The following is an 18583-nucleotide window of genomic DNA, read 5'->3' as shown; positions in this document are numbered from 1 at the left end:
AGACCTTCCCGGGACCTTCCCTGAACCGGCAGTGGACTCAGTGCCCGCGGGTCAGGACCTGGCCCCTGAAGAACTCGGGGCGGAGCTTGGCCATGACCAGCATGAGCACCACGCCCAGCAGGAGGACGCCCATGCCCAGGATGAAGACCAGCCCCACACCGCCGATCGACGACCCTGATCCGTACGCGGGATCCATGGAGTCGTAGGCGGTCTTGACGAACATGACCAGCAGGATGACGCCGCCCAGGAGTGGCGCGAGGAACTTGAAGAAGAAGGCCCTCGCTCCGCTGAACGCCTCGGCGCGGAAGAACCAGACACAGGCCAACGCGGTGATGCCGTAGTAGAAGCAGATCATCATACCCAGGGCCGTGATGGTGTCCCACAGTGCGTTTTCCGACGTGGTCCGGGTGATGACATAGAACGCCGCGGCCGCGATGGCAGAGGCGATCGTGGCATAACTCGGCGACTTGTATGTGGGGCTGATCCTGCCGAACTTCTGCGGCAGCGCCCGGTAATGGCCCATGGACAGCAGGGTGCGCGCCGGCGAGACAAATGTGGACTGCAGAGACGCGGCGGAGCTGCTCAGGATAGCCAGGGACATCAGGATGGCGAACGGGCCCATTACCGGTCCCGCCAGAACGGCGAAGATGCTGCCCTGGTTCTCCGGGTTGCCGGTGCCCAGCCCCGTGTCGCCGACGCCGGCGTAGCTCAGCGTGGCCAGGGCAACCGTCATGTAGATGATCACGATGACCAGCACGGTGATCGTGGCGGCACGTCCCGGCGTTTTCTCCGGGTTCTTGGTCTCCTCGTTCATGGTCAGCGTGACGTCCCAGCCCCAGTAGATGAAGATGGACAGCGAAACGCCGGCGGCGAAGGCGGAGAAGGATCCCACGGCGAACGGGTTAAACCAGTCCGGGGAGATGGCCGTGGCGTCAAAGGCGGTTCCGTTGGCGACGTGGCTGAACGCTGAGATCGAGAACCAGGCGAGGACCAGCAACTGAAATCCCACGAGAACGTACTGGACGGTCTTGGTGGTTTCCATGCCGCGGTAGGAGATCCAGCACGCGAGGGCGATAAACACCAGCGTGGTCGCGATATTCAGCGGCAGGTTGGTGGTGAGGTCGGCGAGTTCGGGATTGCCGAAGATCTGCGCCAGCATGAGGTAGAAGAAGTCCACCGCTACGGCGGCCAGGTTCGAGAGCACGATGATGGTGGCGGCGATGAGTCCCCAGCCGCCCATCCAGCCAATCCAGGGGCCGAACGCCCGCGACGCCCAGGTGAAGGAGGTCCCGGCGTCGGGCATGGCGTTGTTCAGCTCCCGGTAGCCGAAGGCCACCAGCAGCATGGGGATAAAGCCCACCAGGAAGATCGCCGGCAGTTGCACGCCGACCTCGGCCACGGTGGGACCCAGGGCGGCCGTGAGGGTGTATGCCGGGGCGATACAGGAAATGCCGATGACGACGGCGCCAATGAGCCCCACCGATCCTGCTTTCAGGCCCTTCTCACTCAGTCCGTGCTGCTGTTCGGTGTGCTGTCCTGTGTGCTGTCCTGTCTGCGACGGCTTGGACATCGCATGGTCTGCGCTCATTGTTGTGCCTCTCGGGGGGTGTCACTCGACGCTGAATGATTGAGGTGCTTGAGTTCATAGTCGCTGGGGACCACGATCATCGGCACCGGCAGGGCGCGCAGAATGCGGCCCGCTGTGCTGCCGAGGAAGATGGACCGGCCCTTGGCAAGCCGGCTGGATCCGATCAACAGGACCTCGCCGTCTTCCCAGTCCAGGCGGTCCACGGCTTCCTCGATGCTGCGCCCGTGGGCGACGACGATTTCCGTCTTCGCCTCCACCTGGGCTTCCGTCTTGGCCTCCCCCGGGACCTCCGCCTTCGCCTCCCCCGGGACTGCCGGCCCGCCGGCAGCCAGTGCGTCGGCAAGGCACTTGGCCGCATACTCCCGGGCCGCGTCGGCTGAATCGGCCGCGTCGCCGTCGAGGGCCAGAAGCGACACCACCCGCAGTGGCACGTCCCGGTTCGACGCCATGCCTAGGGCGAATTCGAGCAGCTTCTCCGCACCGGCCCGGGTTCCGAGCCCGCAACTGATCCGGGTCAGAGCCTCCTGGCGGTGATAGCCGTGCGGTGCCAGGGCCACCGGAACGGTCGAGGCGTGGAGCAATGCACTGGCCACCGACCCGATCGTGAACCGTTTGAAGAGTCCGGTGCTGGTGGCCCCGATGATGAGCATGTCCGCGCCCAATTCCTCGGCCGCCTCGATCAGTGCGTGCGCGTCGGAATCATGGCTGCGGATGTGTGCCTGCGCCGGGACACTGGATGGAACCAGCGCCAGGGCCTGGTCGAGCCACTCCTGGGCCTGCTCGGTGAGCAGATTTTCGAAGCCGGCCTTCGGCGCGAGGGCGTGCCCGGACTGCTGCACTTCGGGCACCACCAGCACAAGGTCCAGGCTCGCCCCCCGCCCGAGCGCCAGGGAGACGGCCAGATTGACCGCATCATGGCCCCTGGCATTGGCTGAATACCCCACTACGTAACGCATCTGGCCGCTCTCCTAACTGAACTGGACTGCATTCAACTGAATTGTTGGGATTCTCTACGAGGCGACGGACGCACGGTCCGCAGCAGCGACGATCCGGGCCGCCGTGAGCTGCCCCATCCGGACGGCGCCGTCAACATGCTGGTAGCCCTCGGCCGCAAGATCCGAGCAGGACCAGTAGATCGGCCCGACCGGCGTCAGCTGGTCCTTGCCGTAGCGGTGCAGTCCGCCAAGGTCGTAGCTGGCGGCGTAAGCCCCCCGGGTCCATTCCTCCGAACCCCAGTCGGACTCGTAGTAAACCTCGGGATCCAGGGCCTTTTCGCCGAGGAAGGACGCAATCGACTCGAGGATGGCGCGGCGGCGGTCCTCCGCGCTGAGCTCGAACATGGCGTCGGCCTTCTCATCCGAGACAAAGCCCACCAGCGTGCCGCGCGGGTCCTCGTGGTTGGTGTTGTCGTAGACCTCCTGCACAATGGCGCCGGCGCCGAAGGCCGTCCCGGACAGGCCGTCTTCGCGCCAGAACGGGCTGCTGTAGACGGCGTGGACCTTGATGACCAGGCCAAGTGACTGGTGCTGGTGCATCTGGTGCTGGCGGCGGGGCAACGGCGGGTTAAAGGACACCCGGGTGTAGAGGTTTGGCGGCACGGCCATGATGACGAAACGTGCGTTCACCGTGGCCCGGTCGGAGACGGCAGTGACACGGTAGCCTCCGCTCGCGTCATTGGCCCAGTTGATGGTGCGGACCGGGCTGCCGAGGACGACGTCGTCGCCCAGTTCCGCGGCCTGCAGCAGCGAAACCTGCTGCATCCCGCCGACAACCCGCTTGTCCAGGATGAAGTCCTCATCCGTGAGGTTGGTGAAGGACCCCGCCGAGGCAGCCATGAGGACGGCCTGCAGGGCGGAGAAGGCGTGGGCCGGTTTGGTCAGCATGCCGCCGGCGATGAACAGGCCGATGTTGTTGCAGGCTTCCTCATCTGTTGAGTTCTGCCGCAGCCAGTGGTGAAAGGAGATAGTGTCCAGCTCGCGGGCCTTGGGGTGGGCCCACGGCTCCTCGGGAGCCATCTCCGCGGCCAGGGAGTCCAGCAGGGCCGTGAGCTTGTCCATTTCGACGGCGGTGGTTTCGCTGACCGGGAAGGTGTCACCGGTGTACAGGGTGCGCCTGCCGTCCGCGCCAATGTAGACGGATTCGCCGTCGCGGTAGCGGGAATAGGTCTGCAGTCCGAGCTCATCAAGGAGCCCCAGGAGCCCCGTCTGGTCCGGCGAAACCCACTGGCCGCCGATCTCGAGCATGGCCCCGTCAACCGTGTCGGTCCAGGTCCGGCCGCCCACGCGGTCCCGCGCCTCGAGCACGGCCACACTGAGTCCGGCCTTCTTCAGCTCGCGGGCGGCGGTCAAGCCTGACGGGCCGGCTCCTACGATGACGACGTCGCGGTCAAGTTCCAGCATGATGTTCCTCCCCGTGGCCGCTAGAGTGATGCGGACCACAAAATGAATGGCGTTCATTTAGAATGATAGACCTTCCACACGCTTCGGGGAAGACCCTCCGCCTAATGAATTTCGCCCGTAAAGTAGGGGCAGAACGGGCTCACCCCGAACCCGCCAGCCAAACCGAGAAGCCAAGCAGAGAAGAAAGGCCCGGAATGACGGCAGCAACCAGCGCCCCCGCCGATCCGCACGGCCCCGCAGCCAGGCCCCGCCGCCGCGCGGGACGGCCCGCCGCGGCAGTGCTGGACCAGAACGGCATCACCGTGGCGGCCCTGCAGCTGATTGGCAAGAGCGGCTACGACGGGTTCACCATGGCTGCCCTGGCGAGGACCCTCAACGTGGCTCCCTCGGCGCTGTACAACCATGTCTCGTCCAAACGGGACGTGCTGGTCCTCGTCCAGGACCACTTGACCTCGTTCGTGGACGTCACCGCCTTCGAGGCCGGGGACTGGGAACAGGCCGTGAGGGATTGGGCCTGGAGCTACCGCGACGTATTTTCCAAGCACACCCCGCTGATTCCCGTCATTGCCGTACTGCCCGTGACCGACGCGCCCAAGACACTGGCCATGTATGAGGCCGTCAGTGCCGGTTTCAGCCGCGCAGGCTTTCCGCAGGAGCGCATCGTCCCGGCCATTGTCGCGATCGAATCGTTCATCTTTGGCTCCGCCTACGACGTCACGGCACCCGCGGACATCTTCGATTCCGGCACCATGGCCGCGTCGACACCGCATTTCACCGCCGCCGTCCAGCGCCTGGCCGAGGAAGGCCATGAAAAGCCGGCCGACGTCGCCTTCAAGCTGGGACTCGAGGCACTCCTCGCCGGGCTCGGGGCACTGCGGGCAGCCTAGCGGTCTTGCCGCGTGGTCTTGCCGCGTGGTCCGCTGCTGCGCAGTTTCCCCACTTTTGACGGACCGGCGCCGCCCCACACCGGCGGGTCGGCGCAACACGCCGGAGGAAGCCTTCGAATGTGGGGAAACCGGGAAACCCCGACGCCGGCTGCCCCCGTGCGGGTTAAACAAAAGAACCCCGGTCCAAGACCGGGGTTCTTTCGATTGCGTGCGCGAGGGGGGATTTGAACCCCCACGCCCTTTCGGACACTGGCACCTGAAGCCAGCGCGTCTGCCGTTCCGCCACTCGCGCGCAACTTCTTCCACTCGGATAGGGCCGGTTTCCCGGACCGCCAACCTCGTAAAAGCAGCGAGATCAAGCATAACGGACAATTGCCGGAAAACACCAATCGAGCCCCAGAGCCCCCTGAATGGGGTCGTTTGCCGGCCACGCTTGCCCCGCCGCCGGGCGTCAAGCGGGGACCCGCCGCGGCAGTCCCGGCGGCGGTGTCCGCGCACGTCAGGGCGCGGCGGGCACTCATTTTGACGTCGCCCCGGCGGCGTCCGTTGAGGCCATTCCCAGACACGCCCAGTAGTATCTGATGTAGGAGTGTCCGCTGAGCGCGGGCTCGCAAAAGTTGGAAACCGAGTTCCGGAACGAACGCTGCCCCGCAGCCAACAGGAAAGGAGAAAGACCATGGGATTGCTGGACAAAGTCGAGCGCGGCATCGAAAAGGCCGTCCGCGGAGTCTTCTCCACCGGTTCCCGCGCCCAGGTTGAGCCTGTCGAGATCGCGAGCCGCCTCCGCACCGAGGTGGACAACAAGGCCATCACGATCGCCGCGGGACGCACCCTGGCCCCTAACGTTTTTGACGTACTCCTCAGCAGCGAGGACTTCCAGCGCGCCCAGGAATGGGGCACACCGCTCGCGGAGGAACTGTGCGACGTCGTCATCAACCATGTCCGCAGCCAGGGCTACACCCTCCAGGGCCCGGTCCGGATCAGTTTCCGCCGCGATGAGGAGCACCGCGCCGGGAATTTCGACATCACCTCGCGGACCGAGAAAGCCTCCGCCCCTTCCGTCCCGGCGCAGCCGGGTATTCACGGCAACGTACCCGCGGCTCCGACACGCCAGCCGACACAGCTTCAGCCTGTACTGGACATCGACGGCCAGCGCTATTCGCTGAACGCGCCCTCAATCGTCCTCGGACGGTCCTCCGAAGCAGACATCCTTATTGACGACACCGGCGTTTCGCGCCGCCACCTGGAAATCCGGACTGGGCCTGGTACGGCCCAGGCGATCGATCTCGGCTCCACGAACGGCAGCTACGTCAACGGCCAAAAGATCGTGGGCAGTTCGGATCTTGCTGACGGCGCCACGATCATGATGGGACGAACCAAAATCATCTTCCGCCTACTGCCCGCCCACCCAGGCGGCCACGCATGAGCGAATTGACCATCACGGCCCTGCGTTTCGGGTTCCTCATCCTCCTGTGGGTGCTGATCTTCAGCATTGTCTCGGCCATGCGCCGCGACCTGATGATCGGCCGCAAGGCGGCGGCCGGTGCCCCCACGGCACGCCAGGTGCGCAAGAATCCTTCCCTTGCCGAACCGCCGCCCGCCCCCGTCAAACAACAGGCCCGCCAGCTGATCGTGACCGAGGGACCGTTGAAGGGCACCACCATCGCCCTCGCGGCGAGCCCCATCCTCCTTGGCCGGGCACAGGAAGCCACCCTGGTCCTGGAGGACGACTACGCCTCGGGCCGCCATGCCCGCCTGTTCCCGCAGGGCAGCCGCTGGTTCATCGAGGACCTCGGCTCCACTAATGGCACATATCTGGCAGACCAGCAGCTGACCCGGGCCCTCCCGGTGGAGCTGGGCGTCCCCGTGAGAATCGGCAAGACGGTCATCGAATTGAGGCCGTAGCCGTGGCTGCCCCGGAATTTCCCGCAGACAGGGCCGAAGGCAAGCCAACTGCCCCGAAGCGGCCGCTCATCATGCGCTACGCCGCGCGGTCAGACGTCGGCCGCATACGCGCCAAGAATGACGACTCCGCCTACGTCGGCCGGCACCTCGCCGTCGTCGCCGACGGCATGGGTGGCCATGCCGGCGGCGACGTCGCCTCCGCCGCGACCGTCCTGGACATGATCCACCTGGACCACGACGACTACGACGGCGACGCCGGGACCGTGCTCGCCGACGAAATCCAGACGGCCAACTCCCTGCTGTCCGAACTGGTGCACATGAATCCCAAGCTCGCCGGGATGGGCACCACGGTCACGGCCCTGCTCCTCGCCGAAGGAAAGCTCCACTTCGCCCACATCGGCGACTCCCGGGCCTACCGGCTGCGCGACGGCGAGTTCGAACAGGTCAGTGTCGACCACACCTTTGTCCAGCGGCTCATCGATGAGGGCAGGCTCCGCCCCGAAGAGGCCGAAACGCATCCGCACAAGAACGTCCTCATGCGCGTGCTGGGCGACGTCGATGCCAGCCCGGAGCTGGATCTTGACACACTAGCAGTCCAGGCCGGGGAACGATGGCTGCTCTGCTCGGACGGCCTGAACTATGTGGCCGGCCACGTCGTGGAGCGCACCGTCCGGGAGACGAAGGACCTGGGCGAATGCGCCGAACTGCTGGTTGAACTCACGCTGGAGGCCGGCGCCCCGGACAACGTGACCGTGGTGGTACTCGACATCGCCGAGCCGACACGCGATGACGTCCGGACCGCCGCCGTCGACGTCGTGCCCGCGCCCGCAGCGGCCGCCGGGACGTCAGCGCCCGCCGCCCCGGCCGGACCCCTGGCCGGGCCCCTGGCCGGCAGCACCGTTGGTGCCGCGAAAACCCCCGGCGAGTCCGTAAAGAAGGACAACTCCGCCCAGGACACCGGGTCCGCCGCGCTGTCCGCCGCGGCACGAGCCTCGGGGCCGCCGGCCGACCCGGCCCCAGGGTCCCCGGCCGACGGCACATCGCCGGCCGCCGCCACACAGAAGGCCGCCGAGGGCAAGGAACCCGAGACCACCACCGACCCGCATCTGGGCGAACACCTCTCGGCCGAAGTCCTGCGGGAAGAACTCTCCATGCGCCCGCACGAACTTGTCGGGGCCGCCGCCGCAGCGGCGGAATCAGGGTCCATTCCTTCCATCGCCGGACGCACCGTGGCCCGGCGCGCGGCCACGGTCCTCACGCACAAGTCCGAACAGGACCGCGAGGAGGCAGACGACTTCAGGCCCGCCGGACGGCCGCGCCGGTGGCTTACCGTATCCATTGCCGCCGCGATCGTCGCGCTGCTGGCCGTCGGACTCTGGCTTGGCTACGCCTGGACCCAGACGCGCTACTACATCGGCGAACACGATCAGCATGTGGCCATCTTCAACGGCGTCTCCCAGCGTCTCGGGCCCATCCAGCTTTCCACTCTCGAAGCGGTAACCGATATCAAGATGTCCGACCTTCCCGAATTTTCGCAGCAGCGGGTGCGCCAGACTGTGCCCGCCCGCGACCTCTACGACGCGCAGCGGATCGTCAAAAACCTGGAACGCACCGGCACGACCGCCCCGGCCGATGAATGCCTCACCCCGTCCCCCGCAGCGACGGCCGCCGGTGCCACCCCCTCACCCGGCACCACGGCCAAGCCGGGCTCCACGGCGTCGCCAAGTGCCACAGCCTCCCCTGGAGCGGCCAAGCCGTCGCCATCCGCCACCCCGACTACGAATTGCGAGGGGGCCAAATGAAACCCATCGACCCCGTGCCCAGGCCACGACGAAACGTGGAGCTTGTCCTCCTGGTCCTCGCCCTCGCCGTAGGGATTGGTGCCCAGGCACTCGTGGGCGTGGACCGGCAAAAAGCGTTTGACACCGACTTCTGGTTCCAGTCCGGACTCCTGGCGTTGGCCGCCCTCGCCTTCCATGTGGTGCTGCGGCTCCGCGCAAAATATGCCGACCCGGTAATACTTCCGCTCGTGGTCGCCCTTAACGGGCTGGGCCTGGCCATGATCCACCGGCTGGACAGGGTGGGCGAAGACACCGGCAACAACCAGCTGCGCTGGACCCTGGTGGCCATGGCGGTCGCGATCGCGGTCATTTGGTTCCTCAAGGACCACCGGATCCTGCGCCGCTTCACCTATATCTCCCTGGCCATCAGCGCCGTGCTCCTCATCCTGCCGCTGGTTCCCGGCGTCTCCGCCGGAGAGGTCCTGGGTGCCAGCGTCTGGATCAAGATCGGTTCCATGACCTTTCAGCCGGGTGAAATCGCCAAGATCACTTTGGCCATCTTCTTTGCCGGCTATCTGTCGTCGAACCGGGACCTCATCCTGCTGGCGGGCCGCAAGATCGGCCCGGTGCAGTTCCCGCGGTTCAAGGACATGGGCCCCATGATCACCGCCTGGCTCGTGAGCATCGGCGTGCTGGTCTTCCAGCGTGACCTCGGATCCTCGATCCTGTTCTTCGGCCTGTTCCTCGTCATGATCTACGTCGCCACGAGCCGCATCAGCTGGGTTATCATCGGCCTCGTGCTGATTGCCGTCGGCGGCGTCGTCGCTGCCCGCGTGTTCTCGCACGTGGCCCTGCGGATCGACGGCTGGCTCAACGCGTTCACCGATGAGGTCTACGGCCGGCAGTTCGGCGGCAGCCTCCAAATTGTCGAGGGCCTGTTCGGCATGGCCAACGGCGGCCTGGTCGGCACCGGCCTCGGCCAGGGCCGGCCCAACCTCGTCCCCTTCGCCAACAGCGACATGATCATCGCCTCCTTTGGTGAGGAACTGGGCCTGATCGGCGTCTTCGCGATCGTCCTGATGTACCTGCTGCTGTTCACCCGGGGCTTCCGCGCCGCGCTGGGCACCCGCGACGCGTTCGGCAAACTGCTCGCCACCGGGCTCTCCTTCGCGATCGCGCTGCAGTGCTTTGTGGTGATCGGCGGCGTGACGCGCCTGATCCCCCTGACCGGACTTACGACGCCGTTCCTCGCCGCCGGCGGGTCCTCGCTCCTGGCGAACTGGATCATTGTGGGTCTGCTGCTCATGATTTCGCACTCTGCGCGCGGCCCGGTGGATACAACGCCGTTGCCGCCCGGCCAGGAACCCGGTGCGCGCAAGAACTTCCCCGTGCTGCCTGCCAAACCGGCGCCGGATCCCCGTAACAGTCCCGACGCACCCACCGAGGCGGTGAAACAGCTGTGAACCAGGCCATCCGCAATTCATGGATTGCCGCCATCGCGATGTTCGTGCTGATCTTCGGCGCGCTCAGCTATGTGCAGGTGGTTGGCGCCGACGAGCTTAAGGCCAACGCCTGGAACAGGCGCGCCATCCTGCAGAACTACTGCAACGACCGCGGTGCGATCATTGTCGGCGGCACCCCGGTGGCAGAGTCCGTGCCCGCCACGGAAAGCTGCAAATTCCAGCGGACCTACTCCCAGCCCGAGCTCTACGCGGGCGTCACCGGCTACTTCTCCAAGAACTACGGCCTCACCGGACTCGAGAAGTCCATGAACGATGTCCTGGCCGGCAGCTCGGACCAGCAGTTCCTGGACCGGGTGGGCCAGTTGTTCCTCGGCAACCAGCCCAAGGGCGCGTCCGTGGAGCTGACCCTGGACCCCAAGCTCCAGAAGCTGGCGTACGACCTCATCCCGGACGGCATTCGCGGGCACATCGTGGTCACCAACCCGAAGACCGGCGCGGTCCTGGCCATGGTGTCCAAACCGTCCTATGACCCCAACCTGATTGCCACCCAGGACGCTGCCGCCGAACAGGCCAACTACACCGAGCTGAACCAGGTCCCCGGGATCAACCTGAACCAGAACGTCTCTGGACCCACGGGCGAGCTGCTGGCACCGGGATCGGTGTTCAAGCTCATCGACACCTCTGCGGCGCTGAAATCGGGCAAGTACAACAAGGACAGCGACCTGCCCAACCCGGCCGAGATGTCCTTCCCCGGCATCGACTACAAGCTGCCCAACTACGCGGGCGGCAACTGCTACACGCGCACGACGGCGTCGTTCGCGTTTGCCCTGCAGCAGTCATGCAACACACCGTTCGCCAGCATCGCCCTGGACCTGAAGCAGAAAGCCATCGCGGACGAGGCGGAGAAATTCGGCTTCGGCCAGGACTTCGGCGACCAGCTCAAGCTGGACAGTGCCCCAAGCTTCTTCCCGACCGAACCGCTGGACGACGCCGGGCTGGCGCAGTCCTCGATCGGCCAGCGCGACGTCCGCGCCACGCCGCTGCAGATCAACACCATGACGGCGGCGATCGCCAACGACGGAGTGCAGATGCAGCCGAACCTGATCAAGGCCGTACGCGCCCCCGACCTGCGGACGATCAACGAACCGAAACCCCAGGCCCTGCGCACCGCCACGACTCCGGAGATCGCACGGCAGATCAACGAGTGGATGGTCAGCGTCGTCGACGACGGCATCGCACACCGTGCGGCCGTGCCCGGCGTCCAGGTGGCCGGCAAGACCGGTACCGCGGAACTTGGCAACGGCCTGAACAATTCTTGGTTTACCGGGTTTGCCCCGGCAAATGACCCGCAAGTGGCCGTCACCATCGTCATGGAAGGCGTAGACATCACCACTGGCGCAAACCTAACCAGTCCGAACGCGAAGAAGATTTTTGAGGCGGTGTTGAATAAGTGAGGCCTACTTCGGGAATCACCCTCGGCGGCAGATTCCAGCTGACCACGCGCATTGCGATCGGCGGCATGGGAGAAGTCTGGAAAGCCAAAGACCTGATCCTTGGCCGCATCGTCGCCATCAAGGTGCTCAAGGAGGAATACACGGGCGACCCCGGTTTCCTGCAGCGCTTCCGCGCCGAGGCACGCCATACCGCCCTGCTGAACCACGTGGGCATCGCCAACGTCTTCGATTACGGCGAGGAAGAGGGTTCCGCCTACCTGGTCATGGAACTGGTTCCGGGCCAGCCGCTGAGCAGCATCATCGAGCACGAACAGGTGCTTTCCCCGGACCGCACCCTTTCGATGATCGCCCAGACGGCGCGGGCCCTGGCAGTCGCCCACGCCCAGGGCCTCGTGCACCGCGACATCAAGCCGGGGAACCTGCTCATCACCCCCGACGGCCGCGTCAAGGTCACCGACTTCGGCATCGCGCGCCTGGCCGACCAGGTTCCGCTGACCCAGACCGGCCAGGTGATGGGCACCGCCCAGTACCTGGCGCCCGAACAGGCCACGGGGCAGACCGCCACCGGAGCCTCGGACATCTACTCCCTCGGCGTCATCGGCTACGAGTGCCTCACGGGCCACCGGCCGTTCTCCGGGGAATCCCAGATCGCCATCGCGCTGGCCCAGGTCAACGATGCGCCTCCGCCCCTGCCGGACACACTGCCCAGACCCGTCCGCGCCCTGCTGATGTCCATGCTGGCCAAGGATCCGAAGAACCGCCCGGCCGACGCCATCAAGCTGTCCGAGGCGGCCGAGGCCATCCGCAACGGTGATATCGCCGCCGCACACGCAGCCGTACCGGGCATGCTGCTTTTCGAGGCAGCCACCGGGCCCATCACGGCCCCCGTCGACGTCCCCACAGCGGCCACCAGCGTCATTGGCTCCAGCGCCGCGGAGGACAAGTCGACGTCGGCGACGTCCGCGCTGCCCGTCGTGGGCGCCGCCGGTGCAGGTGCGGCCGCAGGCCTGGCAGCCGGCGCTGCCGCAGCCAGCGGCTACGGCGCCCGCAACGCTCTCAACCGCGCCGATGCCCTGGCGGCCGAGCGAAGCTGGGTGCAGGAGGAGGAGGAAGAAGACTACGACGAGCCGGAGGAGGAGCCGAAGCGCCGCGGACGCAGCCCGTGGACGTGGCCGCTGATTGCGCTGATCCTGCTGGTGGTGTTCGCCCTGGTCGGTGTGGTCCTGAGCCAGGCCGGCAGCCTCTTCCCCTCGCAGGGTCCGGCCACGAGCAGTGCCACGTCCAGCATCGCGAAACCGAGCAGTGCCACGCCGTCGGCGTCGTCGGCTTCCCCGACCGAGACCCCCACCCCCACGCCCAGCTCCGCGACACCGACCGAATCCACCCCGGCCGCGGTCAACCTGATCCCGGACGCCTACCTGGGGCGGCCGTACAACGATGTCCGCAATGAGCTGATTGGCAAGGGGCTGCAAGTCACCGGTGTCGAGGTCGTCAACGACGCGACGCCAGGCACCGTCACCAACATCGATCCCTCCGGTGCGGTCCAGCCGGGCACCACCATCACGGTCAGCTACTCCAAGGGCCCGGAAATGGTCGACGTCCCGTCCATCAAGGCGGGCGCCAGCGAGGCTGAAGTCCAGCAGGCAATCCAGGACGCAGGGCTGCGCTGGGCCAAGGGAGCCGACGTCAGTCCCACGAACAAGAAGGAAGATCCGGGCACTTTCGTGAGCTCGCAGCCTCCTTCCGGGTCCAAAGTGACCGCGGGAAGCGTCGTGACCTACCACCTCGCCAAGGCCACGGCCGCATCCCCTTCACCTTCACCTACCAAGTCCGGACCCTAAACGATCATGAGCAATACACCCCGCACTCCGTCGCACAGGGAGGAACGCCCGGCGAACACGCAGCGCGTCCTCAGCGGGCGCTATGAGCTGGGTGAGCTGATCGGCCGTGGCGGCATGGCGGATGTTTTCCGCGGCCTCGATACCCGGCTGGGACGTACCGTGGCCGTCAAGCTGCTGCGCCCGGACCTGGCCCGGGATCCGCAGTTCCAGGCCCGCTTCAAGCGCGAGGCCCAGGCTGTCGCGGCACTCAACCACCCCTCGATCGTGGCTGTCTTCGACACCGGGGACCACGCGGTCCCCGGTGACCACGACGACAGCGTCCGGGTGCCCTACATCGTGATGGAGTTCGTTTCCGGCAAGACCATCCGCGACATGGTGCGGGCCAAGGACGTCACCATCGACCAGGCGATCGACTTCACCCTGGGCGTGCTGTCCGCGCTCGATTACAGCCACAAGGCCGGGATCGTGCACCGCGACATCAAGCCCGCCAACGTCATGTTTTGCCCCGATTCAAACAGCGTCAAGGTCATGGACTTCGGAATCGCCCGCGCCATTGCGGATTCGTCCGCCACCATGACACAGACGCAGGCCGTCGTCGGCACGGCGCAGTACCTGTCCCCGGAACAGGCCCGGGGCGAAGCCGTCGACGCGCGCAGCGACCTGTACTCCGCCGGATGCCTTCTCTACGAGATGCTGACCGGCCGGCCGCCGTTCGTCGGCGACAGCCCCGTCTCCGTGGCCTACCAGCACGTTCGTGAGATCCCCGAGCCCGCCAGCAGCCTCAATCCCGAAGTCTCCGCCGCGCTGGACAGCGTGTTGATGAAGGCGCTGCAGAAGAACCGCGCAGACCGTTTCCAGGACGCCGCCGCCTTCCGCCGCGCCCTGCGGGCCGCGCGCAGCGGCGTTCCGGTGACGGCGCCGTCCGCCAGCGAGGCCCCCACCGACCCCACCAACGAGGTTCCCCGGCACGACCCCCTGGCGCCCACGGCAGCTTTCTCCCTGACCGGCGCCAAGTTCCTCGACGATTCCCCCGGCGGCCGGCTGCGGCCCGCCGAAGAAATACCCGACGACGAGGAAGTGCTGCAGCCGGCTGGCACCGAACTCTATGGCATTGCGGACACCGGCAGCCTGCCGCTGGCGCTGCCGGTCGAACGCGAGCACACCCCGCGCCAGAAGACGCGCCGCCGCACCTGGATCGCGACGCTCGTGGTCCTCACACTGCTGGTGCTGGCCGGCGGCGGCCTGTGGCTGTACAACCTCATGAATCAGGCCCCGCCGCAGGCAACCAAGGTACTGGTTCCCACGGTGACGTCCCTGACGGAATCAGAGGCCCTGCAAAGGCTGTACAACGCAGGTTTCAAGCCACAGCTCCAACGGCTGCAGCACGAGAGCATTCCCAAAGGCACCGCGATTGGCACCGTGCCGACGTCGGGGAGTTCCATGGACGCCAACTCGGACATCATCCTCAACATCTCCGAGGGCCCCAGCGCGATCACCATCCCGACGGACCTGCCCGGCCGGACCGAGGCGGCAGCCCGCGATCTTCTCCACCAAACGGGGCTGACTGGCGCCCTCACCACCAAGATGTCCAACAACCCCACCGTTCCGGTCGGCATTGTCATCACCACCAACCCGGCCCCGGGCCAGGTTGTGGCCGTGGCGGACGCGGTCGAAATCGTCGTCTCCACCGGCAAGGTGGCTGTGCCGCAGCTGATCGGGCTGCCGCTGGCGGAGGCGGAGGCGAAACTGAAGGAACAGGGCCTGGTGCTCAAGGCCACCGAGGTGGAGAACTCCCAGGTGGCTCCGGGCAAGGTGACAGGCCAGGCCGATGCCGCGGATTCGCTCGTCGAACAGGGCAAGACCATTACCGTGACCGTGGCGAAGGCACCGGCGCCGCCGCCGCCCCCGCCGTCGCCCACGCCGACGCCGACGAAGAGCGCGTCCAAAGAGGACGCGGCCCTGGGCGGACTGTTCCCCTAACCCGGTCGGGAAAAACCTAAGGTGCCGGCTACCGCCGCGCCCGAGCTTCCAGTGCCTGCCGGGTCAGTGCTTGATGAGCGGGCTCAGGTCCGCTGCCCGTTCGGCAGCGCCCGCCATGCCCAGCGACTCCAGCCAGTTGCCGAGCATCTGGTAGCCGCCTTCGGTCAGGACGGATTCCGGGTGGAACTGGACGCCGCACAGCGGGGCGGTGCGGTGCTGCAGGCCCATCACCACACCGGTGCCCGTTTCCGCGGTGATCTCCAGGACCTCCGGGATGCTCTCGCGGACAGCGGCCAGCGAATGGTAGCGGGTGGCCGTGAGGGGCGACGGGAGCCCCGCAAAGACGCTGGTTCCATGGTGTTCGACGAGGGAAGTCTTGCCGTGCATCAGTTCGGGAGCGTGCGTCACGGTTCCGCCGTAGGCCTCCGCCAGCGCCTGGTGCCCCAGGCAGACACCCAGCATGGGCTTGTCGTAGCTGCCGCACCACTTGATCAGCTCAATGCAGACGCCGGCCCCGGCTGGATTCCCCGGACCGGGAGAGATAAGGACCCCGTCCCGCGCCTCGGCCATTTCGATCGCCTCGGCGAGCGTGACGTCGTCGTTGCGGACTACGGTGGTCTCCGCACCGAGCTCCTGGAGATAGCCGACCAGGGTGTAGACAAAGCTGTCGTAGTTGTCTACGACCAGGATCTTCGTTGTGCTCATGGGTGCCTTGCCGAACCAATCGTTGAATCTGTTAACTGGGTGAATTGCGCCAGCCAGGGAAAAAGGAACTGAACCATCAATACCAGTGCTCCGGCCGCCAGCACCAGCGCGGTCGCAATCCTGAGCCACAAGGGCCCGGGAAGGCGGCGGAAAAGCCAGCCATACATTCGTCAGCCTTCCCCGGCCGCGCGGGCCGCCCGGGAAATTTCGGCCGGCGGTCCAGCCGAAAGGGACTGCCACCGCTCCAGCAGGGCGTAGGCCACAAAGCGTTCCTCGGAGCCAAACCGCGGATTGCAGCTCGTCATGGTCAGGTAGCTCTCCGTCGGCGCGGCGCCCGGCCGCATCGGCACCGGCAACAGCACATCGGTCCGCGAGGGGAGGACTGTCTGGCTGTTCCGGAACACGTAGACATAGTAGCCCTCACGGGTCTGGACGTAGATCCGGTCCCCGGGCACCAGGGCGTCGATATGGTCCAGGACGGCGCCGTGGGTCTGCCGGTGCCCTGCCACGGCGAAGTTTCCCGCAGCCCCTGGCATGGCCGTGCCCTGATAGTGCCCGATGCCCAGAGTGTCCAACACCGCCGGAGTGGTTCCCTGAACGATTGGACGCGTGTATCCGGCGCCGAAACGGGGAACATACAGGATGCCGATGGTCGCGCCCTCGGCCGGTTCGGGCGCGACGGCGGGATCCGGGGCAACAGCCGACGGCAGAGGCGGCGCTGCGGGAGCGGCTGTTCCAATCCCGCGGGCAAAGTCGTGCACCGCCTCGCGCTGCCGGGCGTCGGAGGCCACATTCGTCCACCACAACTGCCAGGCTACAAAGAGCAGGACAATGACGCCCACGGTCAGGAGCAGCTCGCCCGCGACGTGGATGGAACGCAGGAGCAGCCCGCGGCGGCTGCGCGCCGTCCGGCCGGATTCCTGCTCCAACTCCAGCACTGCGGGTTCTCCTCCAGGACGGTTGCGCGGGTCCACGGCGTGGCCGGAACTACAGCTAGAATTGTGCGACACAAGAATTCAAGCTCGACCAAGAGCACGTTGGCCGGCGGGGGCTCGCTTCCTGCAGGATACCAAGCCACGTTGGCCGCTCTTGTTCCAGCCCGCCAAGGAGGATCAGTGCCCGAGTCGAAGCCGCGTAAAAGGACTGCCCGTGTGGCCCCGCAGACTTCTGCCGCGGAGGCCTACAAGCCCAATCCGGTCTGGTTCAAGCCCGTCATGTTTGGCCTGATGATCATTGGCCTCCTGTGGATCATCACGTTCTACATCACAGAGGGCGCCTTCCCGGTTCAGGCTTGGGGCTCGTTGAACATCGTCGCCGGCTTCGGAATCGCGATCATCGGCTTCCTGATGACCACACGCTGGCGTTCCTGACACCAGGCCCGCGCGGCGCAGATCCCTGACGGGCCGGTACACACAGTGTGCCGGCCCTTCGCCGTTAACCCACAGCATTAGTCCCGGCCCAGCGAAGGAATCCAGATGACCCCGGCAGTAAACGGCTCGACCATTGGCGACGACGGACTGGCGCGGCCGGCGTGGGCCGCCGTGGATCCCATGCTGCGCGAGTATTACGACTCCGAATGGGGCATGCCCGTCCGGGACGAACAGGGCCTCTACGAACGCATCAGCCTCGAGGGATTTCAGGCGGGGCTTTCATGGGCGACGATCCTGCGCAAGCGGCCCGCTTTCCGCGCGGCGTTCAAGGAGTTCGACCCGGAACTGGTGGCGCGCTTCACGGACGCCGATGTGGAGCGGCTCATGCTCGATGCCGGGATCGTCCGGAACCGGCTGAAGATCCAGGCAACCATCACCAATGCCCGCGCTACTCTGGCGTTGAGGGACGACGGCGGCCTGGTTGACTTCGTATGGGCGTTCCAGCCGCCCGCCACACCCCGGCCGAACTCCCTGGATGAGGTCCCCACCACCTCGGCCGAGTCCGTCGCGCTCTCCAAGGCGCTGCGCAAGAAGGGCTTCGCCTTCGTGGGGCCCACCACGATGTTCGCGCTCATGGAGGCCATCGGAATGGTCGACACCCATCTGCTGGACAGCCACCGGCGCGGGTCATCGGGCGTCTGGCCGCAGTGACCCGGCGGTGACCCGGCGAGGTCCCGCCTCATTATCCACAGCTGTGCACAAGTCTGGGGAAACTTATCCACACTGTTCATAAGTTTCCGGGTCTTCATGCGCTTCAGCCGGGTTCGGCGGCCACAGCGGGGCGCAAAGCCACTGTTGAGATCCCCGGCCGGTCCTGAAATACACGGCTGTAAGTTATTAACAGTGTGGATTTCCTGTGGACAAGTTCCCTGATCCCGGCAACAGGCCGCGGATGGCACCGCGGTCCCGCCGCACGGCCGGCTCACGGCAGCCTCGGGGCCGCCTCGGGGCAGGCCGGCCGCCCGCCGTTGTGGCCCGTCCCGACCACAGCTGCACCGGACGAGTTATCCACTTAATAACAGTCCACTACCCACAAGTTATCCACAGCTGGGGATAACAGCCGGCGCATCGGAGCCGCAACCCCCTCTGCCGGGCCATGAGCCGGGTTAAATCCCGCGGATGCTCAGACCATCAAGTTATTAACACTGTG

General features: G+C 66.3%; 15 protein-coding genes and 1 tRNA gene. 10 read left to right on the top strand and 6 right to left on the bottom strand.

Annotated elements, in window-relative coordinates; genetic code table 11:
- Positions 1 to 37: 37 nt before the first annotated feature.
- Genes AC1DBX_RS11805 through AC1DBX_RS11795 form a run of 3 tightly spaced genes read right to left on the bottom strand, consistent with a single transcriptional unit; the run spans position 38 to position 3987 of the window.
- Positions 38 to 1570, bottom strand: a complete 1533-nt coding sequence (locus AC1DBX_RS11805) for an APC family permease (protein WP_476931833.1) — start codon at positions 1568 to 1570, stop codon at positions 38 to 40.
- 14 nt (positions 1571 to 1584) lie between these two features.
- Entirely contained in the window at positions 1585 to 2544 is a 960-nt protein-coding gene (locus AC1DBX_RS11800) for a universal stress protein (protein WP_459383496.1), read from the bottom strand.
- Positions 2545 to 2598: 54 nt separating this feature from the next.
- Positions 2599 to 3987, bottom strand: coding sequence for a flavin monoamine oxidase family protein (locus AC1DBX_RS11795; protein ID WP_476931832.1), 1389 nt, complete (start codon positions 3985 to 3987; stop codon positions 2599 to 2601).
- A 194-nt stretch (positions 3988 to 4181) separates the two neighbouring features.
- On the opposite strand from AC1DBX_RS11795, the gene AC1DBX_RS11790 reads away from it, so the two are divergent.
- Positions 4182 to 4874 (top strand): TetR/AcrR family transcriptional regulator, encoded by a 693-nt coding sequence (locus tag AC1DBX_RS11790; protein ID WP_476850718.1) that lies wholly within the window; start codon positions 4182 to 4184, stop codon positions 4872 to 4874.
- Between the two features lie 209 nt (positions 4875 to 5083).
- Here AC1DBX_RS11790 and AC1DBX_RS11785 read toward each other — a convergent pair.
- Positions 5084 to 5166: transfer RNA gene (locus tag AC1DBX_RS11785), tRNA-Leu, on the bottom strand.
- A gap of 384 nt (positions 5167 to 5550) precedes the next feature.
- Here AC1DBX_RS11785 and AC1DBX_RS11780 point away from each other — a divergent pair.
- From AC1DBX_RS11780 to pknB, 7 genes are read left to right on the top strand one after another with little or no spacing between them, the layout of a single operon-like run.
- Positions 5551 to 6300 (top strand): FhaA domain-containing protein, encoded by a 750-nt coding sequence (locus AC1DBX_RS11780; protein WP_476870300.1) that lies wholly within the window; start codon positions 5551 to 5553, stop codon positions 6298 to 6300.
- Positions 6297 to 6779, top strand: coding sequence for an FHA domain-containing protein FhaB/FipA (locus tag AC1DBX_RS11775; RefSeq protein WP_018775647.1), 483 nt, complete (start codon positions 6297 to 6299; stop codon positions 6777 to 6779). Before AC1DBX_RS11780 ends, AC1DBX_RS11775 begins: the two co-directional genes overlap by 4 nt.
- A gap of 2 nt (positions 6780 to 6781) precedes the next feature.
- Positions 6782 to 8581 (top strand): PP2C family protein-serine/threonine phosphatase, encoded by a 1800-nt coding sequence (locus AC1DBX_RS11770; protein WP_476931798.1) that lies wholly within the window; start codon positions 6782 to 6784, stop codon positions 8579 to 8581.
- A complete protein-coding gene (locus AC1DBX_RS11765) occupies positions 8578 to 10023 on the top strand; it encodes an FtsW/RodA/SpoVE family cell cycle protein (RefSeq protein ID WP_476931797.1) in 1446 nt (481 codons plus the stop codon). The genes AC1DBX_RS11770 and AC1DBX_RS11765 overlap by 4 nt, the downstream gene beginning before the upstream one ends.
- The gene (locus tag AC1DBX_RS11760; protein ID WP_476850715.1) at positions 10020 to 11477 is read left to right on the top strand and encodes a peptidoglycan D,D-transpeptidase FtsI family protein; all 1458 of its coding nucleotides are present in this window, start codon (positions 10020 to 10022) and stop codon (positions 11475 to 11477) included. Before AC1DBX_RS11765 ends, AC1DBX_RS11760 begins: the two co-directional genes overlap by 4 nt.
- Positions 11474 to 13318, top strand: a complete 1845-nt coding sequence (locus AC1DBX_RS11755; RefSeq protein WP_476931796.1) for a protein kinase domain-containing protein — start codon at positions 11474 to 11476, stop codon at positions 13316 to 13318. Before AC1DBX_RS11760 ends, AC1DBX_RS11755 begins: the two co-directional genes overlap by 4 nt.
- A 6-nt stretch (positions 13319 to 13324) precedes the next feature.
- Positions 13325 to 15298 carry a Stk1 family PASTA domain-containing Ser/Thr kinase gene (gene pknB / locus AC1DBX_RS11750; protein WP_476931795.1) on the top strand — a complete coding sequence of 658 codons (1974 nt, stop codon included), beginning with the start codon at positions 13325 to 13327 and terminating at the stop codon, positions 15296 to 15298.
- A gap of 63 nt (positions 15299 to 15361) precedes the next feature.
- Here pknB and AC1DBX_RS11745 read toward each other — a convergent pair whose 3' ends face one another.
- Together AC1DBX_RS11745 and AC1DBX_RS11740 are read right to left on the bottom strand one after the other, a co-directional pair.
- Positions 15362 to 16003 carry an anthranilate synthase component II gene (locus AC1DBX_RS11745; RefSeq protein WP_476856755.1) on the bottom strand — a complete coding sequence of 214 codons (642 nt, stop codon included), beginning with the start codon at positions 16001 to 16003 and terminating at the stop codon, positions 15362 to 15364.
- Between the two features lie 170 nt (positions 16004 to 16173).
- A complete protein-coding gene (locus AC1DBX_RS11740) occupies positions 16174 to 16941 on the bottom strand; it encodes a class E sortase (protein WP_476870302.1) in 768 nt (255 codons plus the stop codon).
- Between the two features lie 177 nt (positions 16942 to 17118).
- On the opposite strand from AC1DBX_RS11740, the gene AC1DBX_RS11735 reads away from it, so the two are divergent.
- Together AC1DBX_RS11735 and AC1DBX_RS11730 are read left to right on the top strand one after the other, a co-directional pair.
- Complete coding sequence (locus AC1DBX_RS11735) at positions 17119 to 17373, top strand: cell division protein CrgA (RefSeq protein ID WP_028278234.1); 255 nt, start codon at positions 17119 to 17121, stop codon at positions 17371 to 17373.
- 105 nt (positions 17374 to 17478) lie between these two features.
- Complete coding sequence (locus AC1DBX_RS11730; RefSeq protein ID WP_476850711.1) at positions 17479 to 18084, top strand: DNA-3-methyladenine glycosylase I; 606 nt, start codon at positions 17479 to 17481, stop codon at positions 18082 to 18084.
- The last annotated feature ends 499 nt before the right edge of the window (positions 18085 to 18583 follow it).

Source organism: Arthrobacter sp. 10N44_2 (genome assembly GCF_056394385.1).
This window is presented reverse-complemented; position numbering and strand designations above follow the sequence as displayed.